We start from the raw sequence: 15002 nt of genomic DNA on the forward strand, positions 1-15002 counted from the left end.
ACAGACTTCCACGACTTCGGTCGGTCCCTCGGGGACCGTAGTTACTGAACCGTCGAGAGCGGGCCCTCGGTCCGCTCACGCCGATGCGAGCGCCTCGTGCGCTCGCCGTGTGGTTCGCAGGAAAATACGCCGGGACTGGGATTTGAACCCGGAGCGAGACGGTCCGGGCGTGCGGCCTGCGGCCGTTCCGGGCGTGCGACTCGCAGGGGTTAAAATCCCAGTTCGATACCGATTTCCTGCTCACGGAGAGGCGAGCGCACGAGGCGCTCGCCGTGTGGTTCGCAGGAGAATACGCCGGGACTGGGATTTGAACCCAGAACCCCGTAAGGGGACACGCTTTCCAGGCGTGCGCTTTGCCATTCGGCCATCCCGGCCCGGACGATGGTAGTTCCGTCCTGCGCTTAAACCCTTCCCTTCAGAGCGGCGGGCGGGGCCATCGGCCCCGCCCGCGGCCGTCGTGCGGCGCGACCGTCGTCCAAACCAACCGAAAGATTTCTTTCCCAATGGAAAAGATTGCTCAAAGAACGGAAAAGAAGAACGAGACGTAGGTTCGGACGGCCCTCTCACCCGAACAGGCGTCCCTCGGCCAGATACGACAGGCCCGTCGCGCCGACGCCGACGGCGAGCGCCGCGCCGAACTTGACCGCGAGCGAGTAGCGATACCCCGTCGCCAGTTCGTACCCCTGCAGGGCGACCAGAAAGGCGAGGACGCCGACGAGTCCCCAGAGGACGCTGGCCTTCACGCGGGGGCGAATCGGACCCGACTCCAGCGTCACGTCACTCGCTGGTGGCGATGGCCTCGATTTCGACGCCGACGCCCTTCGGGAGGTTGCCCGCTTCGACCGCGCTCCGGGCGGGCGGGTTGTCTTGGAAGTACTCCTTGTAGGCCTCGTTCATCTCGTCGAAGTCCTCGATGTCGTCCAAGAACACCGTGACCTTCAGCACGTCCTGCATCGTCAGACCCTCCTCTTCGAGGATGGCTTTCACGTTCTCCAGACTCTGGCGGGTCTGGACCGCGATTTCCTCGTCGTCCAGCAGGTCCCCGTCCGGCGTCATCGGAATCTGGCCCGCGGTGAACACCATGTCGCCGTTGGTCGTCGCCTGACTGTACGCGCCGACCGCCTCGGGCGCGTCCTGCGTGCTGATGATGCGCTTCATACCGAACACTTCTCGCCCTGCAACTTAAACTTGGGCAAGAGCGTCCTACGCCAGCATCTCCACGTCGAATCCTTCCTCGCGGAGCGCCGAGAGCAGTTCGTCCACGTGGTCCTGCCCGCGGGTTTCGAGGTCTAACTCGACTTCCGTGGCGTTCATGGCGATGTCCCGCGAGGTCCGGTCGTGCTGGATGCCGTAGATGTTCGCCCGCATGTCCGAGATGATTTCCAGTAGGTCGCCCAGCGCGCCGGGTCGGTCCTTGAGGACCGTGCGAATCTTGACGTACCGGCCGGTCTCGACCAGTCCGCGCATGATGACCGTCGTGAGCGTGTTCATGTCGATGTTACCACCCGAGAGAACCGGGACGATAATTTCGTCGTCGTCGTAGTCGATGGCCCCACCGAGAAGTGCCGCCAGTGGCACCGCGCCAGCGCCCTCCACGAGCGTCTTGGCGCGTTCGAGCAGGTGCGTGACCGCCACGGCGATTTCCGAGTCCGAGACCGTCACCACTTCGTCCACGTACTCCTCGATAACGTCGAAGGGTCGCTGGCCCACGCTTCGCGTGGCGATGCCGTCCGCGATGGTGTCCACCGAGTCGAGCGCGTGAATCTCGCCCTTGTCGAGCGACGTGGCGACGCTCGACGCGCCGTCGGCCTGCACGCCGACGACCCGCGCTTCGGGTTTCTGCTCCTTGACGGCGGTGGCGACGCCCGAGATGAGACCGCCGCCGCCGATGGGGACGACCACCGTGTCGAGGTCCGGCAGGTCCTCGACGATTTCGAGACCGATGGTTCCCTGTCCCGCCATCACCATCTCGTCGTCGAACGCGTGGACGTAGGTCCGGCCCTCCGCGTCTTCGAGTTCGTGGGCCTTCGCTTGGGCGTCGTTGTAGTCGTCGCCGTGGAGGACCACCGTCGCGCCGTAGTCGCGGGTCGCCTTGATTTTCGAGATGGGCGCGTTCTCGGGCATCACGATTTTCGAGTCCACGCCGCTTTTCGTCGCCGCGAGCGCGACCCCCTGCGCGTGGTTGCCCGCGCTCGCGGTCACGACGCCCGCAGATTTTTCGTCGTCCGTAAGCGTCTTGATGCGGTTGGTCGCGCCCCGAATCTTGAACGACCCCGTGCGCTGGAGCGTCTCCAGTTTCAGGTGGACCTCCGCGCCGGTCATGTCCGAGAAGGTGTGACTGTAGTCCAGCGGCGTCCGCCGGGCCGTCTCTTCGACTCGCACCCGAGCGTCGAGAACGTCCGAGAGAGCTACCATGGCACGAAGTAGTCCCGGTATCTGTTTAACCCTTTTTCAACTGCCGTCGGACCGTCCGACTCGACAGTCACGACTCTCGGTGGGTGGAACAGGGGGGAAAGGGGGAAGTGGGCGCGAAGCGTGTGACGCGCAGTTAGACCCAATGAACGCAGATACTTAAAGCCCCGGTCCACGGGGTGAAAGTAAAATCGCAAGAAGGCGGCGGGATAAGACGGTTGTCTGACGGACGGCACACGATTTTCGGCACGTAAAGCTAATGGCCGTTTTTCTTCATCTGACGAACTATTTATAAACTCGACCACATTAATCCGCGCTCTTACCGGGGTAAAATCTCGCGCGCGGTAGTGTAAATAAATTGATGGGTGTTCGGAGGTCGTAGTCAATCCGATTCCGTCGTAAAATCATATGACGCGGTACTGAATATATTCATTTCCCTTACCGTTTCGGGAACGTTGGACAGTCAGTTGTCACAAAATCTGGTAGCTACTTAGTCAATTTTAACTACTGTGCTTCCTAAGTCTCATCCAACGTGTCAAATTCCGAGAAGTCGGTTTTGGAAACAGTCGTCGGAATTCTACCATGGACACAATATAACCCGTGATAACCCATGAACAGTGACAAGGAGGCGGAAATTTATAAGTCCGGATACGAGGAACTTCAGAATACGGTCGAAAACCAGCTTGCGGACCATCACGAACTCAACCAACGTGCGATAGATTTAGCGAAAATCGATATTCTCGCGGTCAGTATCGTCGTTTCTGGAACGAGTCTCTCCCAACAGATACGTGGCATTCCATTGATTATCGCTGGCTTGGGGGCCCTACTGCTTTCTCTTTGGCACTGCCTCCAAGTCTACCGTCCCCGTGAGTTCACGAACGGTATTGGTCCGGGGTGCCGACGAGCAAATTGGGGATTTAGTGGATAATGGCGGTGATATGGCAGAACACTATCGTAATCTCATGATTTCTTTCAAGAAAATGGTTAAATATTGCAAAGAATCTTACGATGATGGAGTCCGGTATTTTCGGGACGCACTCTGGTCCTCCTCGGCCGCAATTCTTCTCTTTTCAGCCCTCGTTCCTCGGGCGCTAATTCAGGACTATCCCGACTACGGTGATTACCTCGTCGTCATAGTCGTCGCAATAGCTCTAATCTGCGGAAGGTACTTGTATGCTGACGAGTAAACTAAAAACATGACTGACGAAGAAGACGATTCGGACGAGGGGTACGAAATCCACTTCGTAGCAAACAGCGAACCCGACGACGACTCCGCGTAAACCGACTGTCACGCGGAACGAAGCTTTCGAGAGTCGCGTTCAAGCGACCGCTTTCGGAAATAAGTTCGCTCGCGGTCTTACCGCTCGTCGATGGGTACCCAGTCGGCCTGCTTCGCGCCGGTGTACTTGGCGCGGGGCCGAATCAGGCGGTTGTCGTCGTACTGTTCGAGGACGTGGCCAATCCAGCCACCGACCCGCGACATGGCGAAGATGGGGGTGTAGAGGTCGATGGGGATGCCCATCTGGTAGTAGGTCGAAGCCGAGTAGAAGTCCACGTTGGGCGCGAGACCCTTCTCTTCCTGCATGTACTCCTCGATTTCGACCGACATCTCGTACCACTTGGTGTCGCCCGCCGCCTCGCCGAGTTCCTCGCTCTTCTCGCCGAGAATCTTCGCGCGGGGGTCCTTGACGTTGTAGACGCGGTGACCGAAGCCCATGATGCGGTCGCCGCGTTCGAGGGCGTCGTCCACCCACGTCTTGGCGTCCTTGCCGCTCTCGTCTATCTCCTTGAGCATCTTCATCACGTTGGCGTTCGCGCCGCCGTGGAGCGGTCCGGCGAGCGTGCCGACCGCGCTCGTGACCGCGCTGTGGAGGTCCGAGAGCGTCGAGGAGGTCACCATCGAGGAGAACGTCGAGGCGTTCAGGCCGTGGTCGGCGTGGAGGACCAGCGCCATGTCGAACGTCTCGGCCAGCACCTCGTCGGGTTCCTCGTCGTTGAGCATGTAGAGGAAGTTCTCGGCGTGGCCGAGGTCCTCGCGGGGTTCGACCGGGTCGTTGCCGTTCCGGATGCGCTTGAACGCGGCGACGACCGTCGGAATCTTGGCCGTGATGCGACGGCCCTTCCGGAGGTTGACCTCGCGGTCGGTGGGGTCGGCCTCGGAGTCGTCGGGGTCGTTGGCCGAGAGCATCGACGTGGCGGTCCGGAGCGCGGCCATCGGTTCCTCGTCCACTTCGGCGAGTTTGCGCACCGTATCGAGAACGTCCTCGTCGAGTTGTCGCTCGGCGGCCATCGACTCGGTGAAGTCAGTGAGTTCGTCCTGTGTGGGGAGTTCGCCGTGCCAGAGCAGATAGAGAACCTCTTCGTAACTCGCGTTCCGGGCGAGGTCCTCGATTTCGTACCCGCGATAAATCAGGCGACCCTCGTCGCCATTGATAAAGCTGAGTCCTGATTCTGCGACGACGACGCCCTCCAGCCCTTTCTTGACCTCTTCTGACATACCCTGATACTTCTCGGCAAGCCCGGAAAAGCATTATCTTTCGTTTCTCTTTTGCGACGTTCCCATCGAACGGGCGTTCGCGTCGCCGACCGTTTCGCGGCGACTGAAACCCGTAGCCGGACGCCCCGACGGGCATCGTGTATTGATGCTTACGCCGTATTTATGTTTGGAAAGCATAGGAAGCGGTTGTTATTCTCGCAGTACCGACTGTCGTTCGACGCCCTCCCGTGGACGGGCGCGGCGCTCGTGCGCCGCGCCCGCGCGAGACAGACCTAAACGTTCTCGACGCGCGAACCCCATCCCGAAGCGACCCGACGAACGTTTTTACCGGATGGCGCACAACACCGAGGTATGGACCCGCCCGGCGGCGACGTGGAGTACGAACCCGTCAGCGTCAAAGCGGTGCTGGCGGAGATGAAAGACACCGCCGAGTTGCTCATCGACCTCTCGTTTTCGGCGGTCCTCAACGGGAGCGACGACATCGCCGCCGAGGTGCTGGACCTCGAAGCCCGGATGGACGTACTCCAGATGCAGGCCCGGATGAGCCTCCTGATGGCTGCCAGAAGCCCCGAAGACGCCGAACAACTCGCGCCCGTCCTCGGCGTCGTCGGCGCGGCCGAGAAGATAAGCGACGCCGCGGGCGACATCGCCAAAGTCGTCTTGGAGGACATCGGCCTGCCCGACGCGATGCGGGCCGCCCTCCCCGAAGCAGTCGAGACTCTCGTCCGCGCCGAAGTCGCCGACGACTCCGACCTCACGGGCCGGACGTTGGGCGACCTCAACGTCGAGACGGAGACCGGTGTGCGCGTCATCGCCATCCACCGCGCCGACGACTGGATACCGAATCCCGACCGCGACACCGCACTCCGCGCGGGCGACTCGTTGCTCCTGCGCGGCCCCGACGAGGGCATCGCCGACGTGTACCGGCGCACGACCGGCGAGGACTACCGACCGCCCGAATCCCCCGAACCCACCATAGAGGACCTCGAACGCGCCGTTGACTCCATCGTCCTGATGAAGAACATCAGCGAACTCGCGGTGGACTTGGCTTACGGGAGCGTCCTCTTCGACAGCGCGGAAGTCGCCGAGGAGGTGGTCGAACTCGAGGCCGAGGTGGACGCCCTCCAGTCGCGCTTCGAGGCGTGGACGCTTCGCGCGGCCGCACGCGTGGACGACCCCGTGTCGCTCCGGGGACTGGTCCACCTCGCCAACGCCACCGAAGTCGTCAGCGACGCCGCGGTCGAAATCAGCGAGGGCGTCCTCCGCGGACTCGGAACCCACCCGGTCGTGGAGCAGGCGGTCGAGGAGAGCGACGAGGTAATCGTCCGCCTCACGGTCGCCCCGAACAGCGAGTTCGACCGCGTGACGCTGGGCGACCGAGAGGTCAAGACCGAGACGGGGATGCGCGTCATCGCAGTCCGGCGCTCGGCCGACGGCGAACGCGACTGGGTGATTCAACCCGGACCGGAGACGGAACTGCGCGCTGGCGACGTGTTCATCGCCAAGGGGACCCGTTCCGGTGCGGAGCGACTCGCGGAACTCACGGGCGCGGCGTACTCGGCGGAGTGAGACCGACTGGGGACTCGCTTTCGGGATAGGCCGAAGAGTCGGTGTGGCGGCGGCGGAATGCGCTTAGTGGTTGGGCGCGTACGTTTCCGACAGGAGGTTCAACACGAGAACGCCGCCGACGATGAGCGCCATGCCGACCATCCCGGCCACGTCAACCGACTCGTCGAACAGCACGACGCCGACGACTGCGGCCGCCACGATACCGACCGCGGACCACGTTGCGTACACGAGTCCGATCGGAAGGTCTTGCAGGGTGAGGCTCAGGAGGTAGAACGACCCGACGTAGCCGACGACGACGACGAGCGTCGGAAGCAGATTCTCGAACCCGTCCGAGAACTTGAGTGCGGTCGTTCCGGTGACTTCGGCGACGATGGCAGCGCCCAAATAGAGGTACTCTCGCATGTGTCGATTCGACTCCGAGTGCGGTTATCAATATTCCACTTTCGTTCTCGCCGACTCCGTTCCGAAGGAGGCTCTGCCGCGGGGTTCAGTCGGGGTCCGTCTCGCGGGCCAACCGATACGCCGAAATCAGCGTCAGCACCGTCGTCGCAAGCGCCCCCAGCGACGTGACGAGGACGAACGCGAGCGCCAGATAGTACGGCGTCGGCCGACGAGTCCCCGGCAGGAAGACGAACACCGCGAGGACCGCCACGGTGAACAGCAGGCTAAACGCGAACCCGCGGACGGCGTTCCGCCGGACGTTCAGCGCCGCGACGAAGTTCGCCCGCGGGCGCTCGGGGACGTTTCCGGACACGCTCGACGGTTGGGCCGGTCGGATGAAAGGCGCGTCGATTCGGGGGAGCGCGTGCGAAAGACCATTCGAGACCCCTCTCATTTCGTATGTCGGAATCTTCGAAACGAGAGGGTCCGGGGTGGGTTCCCCTATTCGGCTTCGAGAAGGACGAGTCGTCCTCCGTAGTAGGCCGCCATGAGAGCGTACGCCAATACGCGTATCCACTTGGGAAGCCATTCGGGTACTGCCGTGTCGTCTTCGTCGTTCGAGAACATACTTCCTCGACCGGGGCTTCGCCACTATCTGGCAGAGGCTACCACCCCGGCGTATATGACTATATATCCTATAATAAAAATATCTCCGGAATTCCTCCATCTAACCGTTACTATTATAATGAGCCGAATGTTACACTCACACGTCGCCACATCTGGCAGGGGCAACTCACTGGCTACGCCAGTGGGGAGTCCGAGTCAGGGAACATACTTCCTTCTCTGGTCCCGACTGACTAGACGTTCGACCGACAGCACTCACCGATACGCGGGCAACTCCTTCCCGAACGCGAGGAAGTACCCAGTTCCGACCAGTCCGACCGCGGTCGCCGACCCGAACGCCAACTCCGGCGAGACGCCGTAGAGCCACCCGCCGACGGCCGCGCTCGGAATCACCACCGCGTTCCGCGCGAGGTAGTACGACCCCACGACCCGGCCAGCGGCGTTCTCCTCGGCCGGGCCGACGATGAGCGCCTTGTGCGCGGGCAGGCCAGCGAACCGGAGACCCGAGAGACCGAACAGGAGCGTGACTAGCGCAGTCTCCGACAGCGATACGCCCGCCACGGTCAGGCCGCCGTCGGGCGCGTTGACCAGCAGGGCCGGGAACACCGCGTAGACGACGAACCCGAGCGCGACGACCGGTTTGAGACCGAACCGCCGGGCCGCCTTCGAGACGGGAATCATCACGACCAGCGCGACGGCCATCTCGACGGCGAGCAGGACCCCGAAGAAGGCGTCGGGTCCGAGGAACCCGACGACCGGAAGCCTCGCGCTCACCTCCAACACGTTCGTCACCACGAGGACGACGAAGACGTACACCATCCCGTTCGCAAATCGGACCAGCGTGTCGCCGACCAGCAGGGGACGCAGGACCGCGGGCGTTCCCCGGAGGTCGGCGAGAATCTGCTTGACGCCCTCGAAGGACTTGCCCAAGGAGTCCTCGCTCGCGTCGTAGAGGACGTGCTGAGCGACGGTCGCAAACAGACCGAACCCGGCCGCGACCGCCAGCACGTACCGGAAGCCGACTTCGAACTCGTAGACCGCGAGAACGCCCGCCGCGAGCAGGGGACCGAGCAGGAACGCGGTCCGGCGGAACGTCTCGGTGCTGGCGAACCCCGTCGCCAACTCCTCGGGCGGGACGCTCTGCTTGACGATGGCGAACGTCGCGCCGAGTCCGAACGACTTCCACGCTTGGGCCAGCGGGAGACCGACGAAGAGCCACGTCCAACCCGGAACCGGGAAGCCGGAGAGCGTCGGCGCGAGAAACCACAGCAGGAACCCGAGCGTCGAGGCGAGACCGAACGCGGTCAGCGCGGACCGGGAGCCGATTCGGTCCGAGATGGCTCCGCCGGGATAGGGGTACACCGCGCCGACGAGGTTGCCGAGACTCCCGTAGAGACCGATGACGACGCTCCCGGCACCGAGAACCTCGAAGTACCGACCCATGTACCGGCCGGTCATCTGAAAGCCGAGGCTGAACGCGAACATCGCCAGCGAGAGGACGAGTACGTCGCGTTCCAGCGCGAGAAACTGCCGAAACGCCGCGAAGGGGTCCGCTCGCTCTCGGTCGGTCGCCATGTGGGAGTGGTCGGAGTCGGTCGTCAAAACTTCCGGGGTCGGGCATCTATAGACGCCCATAGTCGAATCGGTAGCGATGCGGTGACGACAGTAGCTCTCACCGTCTGACTCGACGGAGCGGTCTCTAGAGAAATATAAACACGTCCCAAAGACTTCTATAAATTTCTTAGACCGATACGAAGGTTGCTCTAAAACGCTTCGAGGTGGCTACGGTCCGGTGGTCGAACAGTTGACGCATCCCGACGTGACGATAGTCGAGAGGTACAGTCCGAGTACGAACACGCTTTGGGCCACTGTCGGTCGTTGCTTCAACTGTCGGGAGAGCCAATCGGTGACCATACGTCTCCGTTCCGAGAGTACGTTGGAATAATTTACTAAAAATTTCCTACTTTTACGGGCGTCGAACTCGTTCGCCGCGGTTCCACCGCTCGTACAGTCCGTCTAGACCGAACCGCTAAAGGGCGTGTAGGCGTCCGTTATGGGTAATGAAGACGCTCGGAACGGCGAGTGCGGCCCCCGGCGAGATGGACACCGGGCGGTTGCAGGTCGGCGAAACGCGCGACGGCGGCGAGTTCGGTCTGCCGGTCGCGGTCATCAACGGCGTAGAAGACGGGCCGACGCTGTACGTGCAGGCGGTCAGCGACGGCGACGAACTGAACGGACTCGGCGTCCTCCAGCGGGTCGTCCCGCAGATTCCGCCCGAGGACCTCTCGGGGACGATTCTCGTGGTCGGTATCGTCAACTACCACGCGTTTCAGGTGGCCGAACACCGCAACCCAATCGACGACACCAAGATGAATCGCACCTACCCCGGCGACGAGTCGGGGACCTCCAGCGAGCGAATCGCGGCGGCCACTTTCGGGGCGGCGTCCCGCGCGGACCTCATCTTGGACCTGCATCAGGGGTCCACGAGTCGGATGCTCAACGAGGTCCGGGTCCGGTGTGGCAAGCGCCACCGACTCCACGACGACTGTCTCGAACTCGCCAAGGTGTTCGGTTGCGGCCACGTCTTGGACCAGAAGGGACCGGACGGCCAACTCGCTCGCGCGGGTCCCGACGAGGGCATCCCGACCATCGACCCCGAACTCGGCGGATGCGTCGGATGGGACGAAGAGTCCATTCGCTACGGCGTCAAAGGCGTGTTCAACGTCTTGGAGTACTACGGCTTCCTCGACGGCGACGTGACCCTCGACTCGCAGATTCGCGCCACCGGGTTCGACCGCTACGGGTCGCCCGCGGGCGGACTCGTCCGGTTCCGGAAGGACCTCGGCGAAGTGGTCGATGCTGGCGAGGTACTCTTCGAAGTCACCGACCCCTTCGGCCAGTTGAAGGCCGAGGTGACGGCCGACGACGGCGGCATCTTCTGGCGCTCGCGCCGCCTCCCGCAGGTGGCGACCGGCGAGTACGTCTGTTCGGTCGGCACCGGTATAGACGAGTTCTGAGCGATGCCGGAATCTTCCTCTTCCCCATCTGACCTCACCTGTCCCGACTGCGGCCGGACCTACGACGCCGGACCGGACGAACCGTGGCGCTGTGCGTGCGGCCACCCTCTCGACTTCGCCGACTCTCCGACTCCCGACGGTCCAGCGCCCGACTTCGGCGAACTGGACGCCCGCGCTGGCCTGTGGGCCTTCGAGGACTTTCTGCCGGTCTCGCCTCGCGTGACGCTCGGCGAGGGATTCACGCCGCTTCAGACTCCCGACGCCGACGACTGGGGCCGGAACGTCCAGTTCAAACTGGAGTACGTCTTCCCCTCGGGGAGTTTCAAGGACCGAGGCGCGACTGCGACCCTCTCGCGCGCCGCCGAGTTGGGCGTCGAGAAGATAGTCGAAGACTCGTCGGGCAACGCGGGCGCGGCCATCGCCCAGTACGCCGCCCGCGCCGGAATCGACGCCGACATCTACGTCCCGGCCGACGCCAAGCAGTCGAAGATTGCGGCAATCGAGCGCGTCGGCGCGACTCCGGTCCGAGTCGAGGGGTCCCGACAGGACGTGACCGACGCCTGCGTGGAAGCAGTCGAATCGGACGAGCGAGCAGGCTGGTACGCCAGTCACGCGTGGAACCCGGCGTTCTTCGCGGGCACGGCCACCTTCGCCTTCGAAGTCGCGGCACAGCGCGACTGGGCGGTCCCCGACGCCGTGGTCACGCCGCTCGGTCACGGCACGCTCTTTCTCGGGGCCTACCGGGGCTTCCGCGCGCTGAAGGAGGCGGGGTGGACCGACCGGATTCCCCGACTGCTCGGCGCGCAGGCCGCGGGCTACGCGCCGATTGCGGCGGAACTCCACGGGAGCGAGGACGGCCGAACCAACGACGTGGCGGACGGCATCCAAATTCTCGACCCCGCGAGGAAGGGCCAAATTCTCGACGCCATCGAGAAGACCGGCGGGGACGCCATCGCGCTCGACGCCGAACCGGTCGCTGACGCGCTGGACCGACTCCGCCGCGGCGGGTTCTACGTCGAACCCACCTCCGCAGTCGCGCCCGCCGCGCTCGCGGAGTTCCGCGAGCGCGGCGTTCTCGACGCCGAAGACGAGGTGGTGGTGCCGCTGACGGGGAGCGGACTGAAGTCGTGAGCTGTAGTCGAAATTCACGAAATCGTTACTCTTTCAAGCTTGCCGATAGTAGATGCACTCGGACCGATAACGCCGTGAGCGGTCGATGCCCCTGCATCGGTGTTAAAAGCACCTAGCCTTCGGGCGAGTGGGTGGAAGGCCAATCACGGGCCGGTTTTGTTCTCGTCTCGTAGCAACTGGTCCATTCGCGTCAGCAGTTCCCTCGTCTGAAAATTCACGTCTACGTTCGTTCCCTCGAACCAATTTCGGCCGTTCCGGTACGAATCCGCCACTGCACCTGCGATGCAGTCTGCGGCTTGAATCCCTGTCGTTCCGTGAGACGTGGCGTGCTGAACTTCTATTTCGGGATGTTCGTCGCCGAGTCGCTGAACAATTTGATTTGACTGCTTCGTTCCGAACAGTCTGTCGAAGGTAAATGAGAGATTCGTGTTCGCGCTTTCGACGATTGGAGAGAGTACCAGTGAGTAACCAAGTGCTATAACGGCCAAATCCCACGAAATCTCGAACGTCCGGTCTTGATAGAGAAGATACAAGTTCGACAAGGCTCGCAAGTTGCTCGATTCGAGAACGATACACACGAAGTGTAAATCTCTAGCCTCATCGCTAAAACAGTCGATTACCCTCCGCTTTTCCTGTTCGGACATGTCGTTCCACTTCGCTTCTCGTAGGTCGCTCGCCCGTCGCACCGCTCGTTTTGGACAGCTACTGCACTTGTATTTCTCCCCTGCGACGACTGCTAAGACGAAGACATCGCTATCCTCGTTTAGCAAACTACGAAGATGTCCAGACTCGTCTCCATACGCGTGCATTCGACACACTTGAGTCCGAACACCCGACGTATTAAATCGGCGATTTCGACTATAATTCGAACGCTATCGTTTTAGCTGGTCCATCTTTGTCGTCTACTTCTCGGGGTGCGTCGGCGCGTCGAACCCGCCGCGAACCAGCGGTTTGGCGACGTGCCTGCGCGCCTCCGGGGGTACCTCGTACCAGCCGAGTTCTAACGCTCGGTCCACCTCGCGCTCGACCTTCCCGTCGGCGGTCGTCTTGCAGTCCCGGCATCGGTAGCCCTGCCCGGCCCCGGCGCTCTTCATCGACCGGCCGCAGTCGGGGCAGTCGGGCGTGACGAGTTCGGTCCGGTCCAACTCCCGCACCGCGAACTTTTCGAGTTTCAAGGTACCTTCCGACACCTCGCCGCAGGCCGTGATTCGGTCGCCGGGCCGGAGGTTCCGCACTCGGTCCCGGAATCGCTTGGTAGGCTCGAAGGCGGCGCACCGCAAGGTCTCCTCGCCGTCGCGGAGCGAGAAGAAGACGTGGCCGCCGCGTCGGGTTTCGGGGGTCTCGGCGACCGTGCCTTCGACGCGGTAGGCCCGGCCGTCTTCGGCGTCCGCGAGGTCGGCGTCCCGGAGGTGAGCGTCGGTGCCCTGATTAGTCACGAAGAGCGCGCGCCGGGTGACCGGTTCGCTCTCGATGGTCTCGGCGACTTCCCGGACCGTTTCGGGGTCGTCGCCGCGGATGCCGTGGAGAATCGGGCCGGGCGTGTGCGGGACGCAGACGAGTTCGCCCGTCTCGCGGTCCACGGTGTCCCACGCCGCGGGGTAGGCCGCGTTCGCCGCGTCGAAGACCGACTCGGCGTCCACCTCGCGGGGCGTGCCGACTCGCTCGGGGTCCCGGTAGGAGATGCACTCGTAGGTCCAATCGGCGGCGATTCCGTCGGAATCGCCGCCGACCGCCGACTGCCCACCGAACGCCGACCACGCGCCGACCGCCGCCAGCGCGCCGATTCTTCCCCGGCCCATCTTCCACCCGGCGCTCCGGTAGCCCGCGGTCTCGATTGCTCGCTCGGCGTCTTCGACCGCGAGGTGGTCCCGGACCGCTCGACGGGCGAAGTCCGCGACTGTCTCCGGAACCTCCTCGGGGTCGCCCGGCGCGACGACGAGTCCGGGGTTCGTCCGCGGGTCGTCGGTCTCGGCGACTCGGGCAATCTCCTCGCGGGCGATTTCGAAGGCCGTCTCGGGGTCTGCGTCGGTGTGAACCGCGAGCGCCGCGTTCCCGCGGGTCTTGTGTTCGACTGCGGGGTTGAGTCTGACCAGAAGCAGTCGCTCGACGCTCGCTCGCTCTCGGAGTCGGTCGGCGAGTTCGGCCGCGAGGTAAGTCGTACACATCCCGCGCTCGCGGGAATCGGTGTCGTCGACGCCGAGTACTGTCACTGCCGTCGCTTGGGCCGTGTCGGATTAACGACTTTCGGAGCGCCTCCATCTTCCATTATCAAGCTATCGCTCGTCACCCGGCCAATCGCAAGCAGTAGTCGGGGTGTAGTCAGCACAATGTATATATAGGGGAATCACTTACATGCGGATATGTCCCGGTCTGCACTGGTCGGGAACGTAACCGCGATGTTAGAGGACGCGGGGTTCGCCGTTAGCGACCGGTGCGCGATTCGACCCAAGAGCTTCGACGTGGCGGCGAGACGCGGCCGCGACCTGCTCTTACTGAAGATTCTCGCCAACGTGGACGCGTTCGACGACGCGACCGGACTGGAGATGCGGCGACTCGGCGACTACCTCAACGCCACGCCGGTCGTCGTCGGCCTTCGGACCCGCGACGAGGACTTGGAACCCGGCGTCGTCTACTTCCGCCACGGCGTTCCGGTCCTGAGTCCCGACACCGCGATGGAACTGTTCGTAGAGGGGATGTCGCCGCTGGTCTACGCCGCGCCGGGCGGTCTCTACGTCAACATCGACGGCGACGTACTCCGCGACGAGCGCGAGGACCGCGACTGGAGTCTCGGCCGCCTCGCCTCCGAGTTGGGCGTCTCGCGGCGCACCGTCTCGAAGTACGAGGACGGCATGAACGCCAGCGTCGAGGTTGCGCTCGAACTCGAAGAGATGTTCGACGGCGACCTCACGAGTCCCGTGGACGTACTCGACGGGGCCGAGGAGGTCCGCGAGGGCGACCCGACGCCAGAGGACCCCGAACCCGAGAGCGACGACGAACGCATCGTCACGGTGCTGACCCGCGCCGGGTTCGAGGTCCACCCGACGGTCCGCGCCCCGTTCAAGACGGTCAGCGAGGATAACTCCAGCGAGGAGAACGTCCTGACGGGCCACTCGGCGTTCACCAAGGCCGCCGAGAAGCGCGCCCGCATCATGTCGTCCATCGGCGAAGTCGCCCAGACGCGTTCGGTCTACTTCGTTGACAAGGCCAAGCGCGAGAGCGTGGACGGGACCGGACTGGTCGAACGCGAGGAGTTGGAGGACATCGACGACCCCGACGAGTTGCGGGACCTGATTCGGGAGCGCGGCGAGAAACCGGCGTAATTCTGTTACAGCCATTTTCCTCGGCCAGAAGCTAGCAGACATTTTAAATAT

Annotated in this window: 15 protein-coding genes and 1 tRNA gene; 4 read left to right on the forward strand and 12 right to left on the reverse strand. The window is 63.3% G+C overall.

The genetic code is table 11. The features are described from left to right. Positions 1-292: 292 nt before the first annotated feature. The 5 genes from P2T60_RS15755 to citZ all read right to left on the reverse strand — a co-directional run bounded on the left by P2T60_RS15755 (position 293) and on the right by citZ (position 4909). Positions 293-374, reverse strand: a tRNA-Ser gene (locus tag P2T60_RS15755). A 189-nt stretch (positions 375-563) separates the two neighbouring features. After that, positions 564-776 carry a DUF7981 family protein gene (locus P2T60_RS15760; protein WP_276280188.1) on the reverse strand — a complete coding sequence of 71 codons (213 nt, stop codon included), beginning with the start codon at positions 774-776 and terminating at the stop codon, positions 564-566. Position 777: 1 nt separating this feature from the next. Further along, entirely contained in the window at positions 778-1158 is a 381-nt protein-coding gene (locus P2T60_RS15765; protein ID WP_276280189.1) for a Rid family detoxifying hydrolase, read from the reverse strand. A gap of 45 nt (positions 1159-1203) precedes the next feature. Beyond that, on the reverse strand, positions 1204-2415 hold the full coding sequence (gene ilvA / locus P2T60_RS15770) for a threonine ammonia-lyase (RefSeq protein ID WP_276280190.1): 1212 nt from the start codon (positions 2413-2415) through the stop codon (positions 1204-1206). 1354 nt (positions 2416-3769) lie between these two features. Next, complete coding sequence (gene citZ / locus P2T60_RS15775) at positions 3770-4909, reverse strand: citrate synthase (protein WP_276280191.1); 1140 nt, start codon at positions 4907-4909, stop codon at positions 3770-3772. A gap of 351 nt (positions 4910-5260) precedes the next feature. Between citZ and P2T60_RS15780 the strand changes: the two genes are divergently transcribed. Beyond that, positions 5261-6478 (forward strand): potassium channel family protein, encoded by a 1218-nt coding sequence (locus P2T60_RS15780; RefSeq protein WP_276280192.1) that lies wholly within the window; start codon positions 5261-5263, stop codon positions 6476-6478. A 63-nt stretch (positions 6479-6541) separates the two neighbouring features. Here the strand turns inward: P2T60_RS15780 and P2T60_RS15785 are convergent, their stop codons facing one another. The 5 genes from P2T60_RS15785 to P2T60_RS15805 all read right to left on the reverse strand — a co-directional run bounded on the left by P2T60_RS15785 (position 6542) and on the right by P2T60_RS15805 (position 9397). Then, on the reverse strand, positions 6542-6880 hold the full coding sequence (locus tag P2T60_RS15785) for a DMT family transporter (protein ID WP_276280193.1): 339 nt from the start codon (positions 6878-6880) through the stop codon (positions 6542-6544). 85 nt (positions 6881-6965) lie between these two features. Beyond that, positions 6966-7232 carry a DUF7536 family protein gene (locus P2T60_RS15790; RefSeq protein WP_276280194.1) on the reverse strand — a complete coding sequence of 89 codons (267 nt, stop codon included), beginning with the start codon at positions 7230-7232 and terminating at the stop codon, positions 6966-6968. Between the two features lie 128 nt (positions 7233-7360). Further along, positions 7361-7486 carry a hypothetical protein gene (locus P2T60_RS15795; RefSeq protein WP_276280195.1) on the reverse strand — a complete coding sequence of 42 codons (126 nt, stop codon included), beginning with the start codon at positions 7484-7486 and terminating at the stop codon, positions 7361-7363. Between the two features lie 252 nt (positions 7487-7738). After that, positions 7739-9058 carry an MFS transporter gene (locus tag P2T60_RS15800; RefSeq protein WP_276280196.1) on the reverse strand — a complete coding sequence of 440 codons (1320 nt, stop codon included), beginning with the start codon at positions 9056-9058 and terminating at the stop codon, positions 7739-7741. A 207-nt stretch (positions 9059-9265) separates the two neighbouring features. After that, complete coding sequence (locus tag P2T60_RS15805; RefSeq protein WP_276280197.1) at positions 9266-9397, reverse strand: hypothetical protein; 132 nt, start codon at positions 9395-9397, stop codon at positions 9266-9268. Positions 9398-9543: 146 nt separating this feature from the next. Between P2T60_RS15805 and P2T60_RS15810 the strand changes: the two genes are divergently transcribed. Together P2T60_RS15810 and P2T60_RS15815 are read left to right on the forward strand one after the other, a co-directional pair. Further along, positions 9544-10500 carry a succinylglutamate desuccinylase/aspartoacylase family protein gene (locus P2T60_RS15810; protein WP_276280198.1) on the forward strand — a complete coding sequence of 319 codons (957 nt, stop codon included), beginning with the start codon at positions 9544-9546 and terminating at the stop codon, positions 10498-10500. A gap of 3 nt (positions 10501-10503) precedes the next feature. Beyond that, a complete protein-coding gene (locus P2T60_RS15815; RefSeq protein ID WP_276280199.1) occupies positions 10504-11631 on the forward strand; it encodes a threonine synthase in 1128 nt (375 codons plus the stop codon). 143 nt (positions 11632-11774) lie between these two features. On the opposite strand, the gene P2T60_RS15820 is transcribed toward P2T60_RS15815, so the two are convergent. Both P2T60_RS15820 and P2T60_RS15825 read right to left on the reverse strand, forming a co-directional pair. Then, positions 11775-12440 (reverse strand): DUF3800 domain-containing protein, encoded by a 666-nt coding sequence (locus P2T60_RS15820; protein ID WP_276280200.1) that lies wholly within the window; start codon positions 12438-12440, stop codon positions 11775-11777. A 93-nt stretch (positions 12441-12533) separates the two neighbouring features. Further along, on the reverse strand, positions 12534-13841 hold the full coding sequence (locus P2T60_RS15825; RefSeq protein WP_276280201.1) for a tRNA(Ile)(2)-agmatinylcytidine synthase: 1308 nt from the start codon (positions 13839-13841) through the stop codon (positions 12534-12536). Between the two features lie 150 nt (positions 13842-13991). Here P2T60_RS15825 and P2T60_RS15830 point away from each other — a divergent pair, with 150 nt between their 5' ends. Next, positions 13992-14951, forward strand: coding sequence for a transcriptional regulator (locus P2T60_RS15830; protein ID WP_276280202.1), 960 nt, complete (start codon positions 13992-13994; stop codon positions 14949-14951). Positions 14952-15002: the final 51 nt, after the last annotated feature.

Origin of the sequence: Halorussus caseinilyticus, from assembly GCF_029338395.1 — an archaeon.
In the GTDB taxonomy this organism is placed as follows: Archaea; Halobacteriota; Halobacteria; order Halobacteriales; family Haladaptataceae; genus Halorussus; species Halorussus caseinilyticus.

Excerpts from the sequence above, each read along its gene's own strand:
- P2T60_RS15765 (WP_276280189.1), bottom strand. The coding sequence starts at position 1,158 with ATGAAGCGCATCATCAGCACGCAGGACGCGCCCGAGGCGGTCGGCGCG.
- ilvA (WP_276280190.1), bottom strand. The coding sequence starts at position 2,415 with ATGGTAGCTCTCTCGGACGTTCTCGACGCTCGGGTGCGAGTCGAAGAG.
- citZ (WP_276280191.1), bottom strand. The coding sequence starts at position 4,909 with ATGTCAGAAGAGGTCAAGAAAGGGCTGGAGGGCGTCGTCGTCGCAGAA.
- P2T60_RS15780 (WP_276280192.1), top strand. The coding sequence starts at position 5,261 with ATGGACCCGCCCGGCGGCGACGTGGAGTACGAACCCGTCAGCGTCAAA.
- P2T60_RS15785 (WP_276280193.1), bottom strand. The coding sequence starts at position 6,880 with ATGCGAGAGTACCTCTATTTGGGCGCTGCCATCGTCGCCGAAGTCACC.
- P2T60_RS15795 (WP_276280195.1), bottom strand. The coding sequence starts at position 7,486 with ATGTTCTCGAACGACGAAGACGACACGGCAGTACCCGAATGGCTTCCC.
- P2T60_RS15800 (WP_276280196.1), bottom strand. The coding sequence starts at position 9,058 with ATGGCGACCGACCGAGAGCGAGCGGACCCCTTCGCGGCGTTTCGGCAG.
- P2T60_RS15805 (WP_276280197.1), bottom strand. The coding sequence starts at position 9,397 with ATGGTCACCGATTGGCTCTCCCGACAGTTGAAGCAACGACCGACAGTG.
- P2T60_RS15810 (WP_276280198.1), top strand. The coding sequence starts at position 9,544 with ATGAAGACGCTCGGAACGGCGAGTGCGGCCCCCGGCGAGATGGACACC.
- P2T60_RS15815 (WP_276280199.1), top strand. The coding sequence starts at position 10,504 with ATGCCGGAATCTTCCTCTTCCCCATCTGACCTCACCTGTCCCGACTGC.
- P2T60_RS15820 (WP_276280200.1), bottom strand. The coding sequence starts at position 12,440 with ATGCACGCGTATGGAGACGAGTCTGGACATCTTCGTAGTTTGCTAAAC.
- P2T60_RS15830 (WP_276280202.1), top strand. The coding sequence starts at position 13,992 with ATGTCCCGGTCTGCACTGGTCGGGAACGTAACCGCGATGTTAGAGGAC.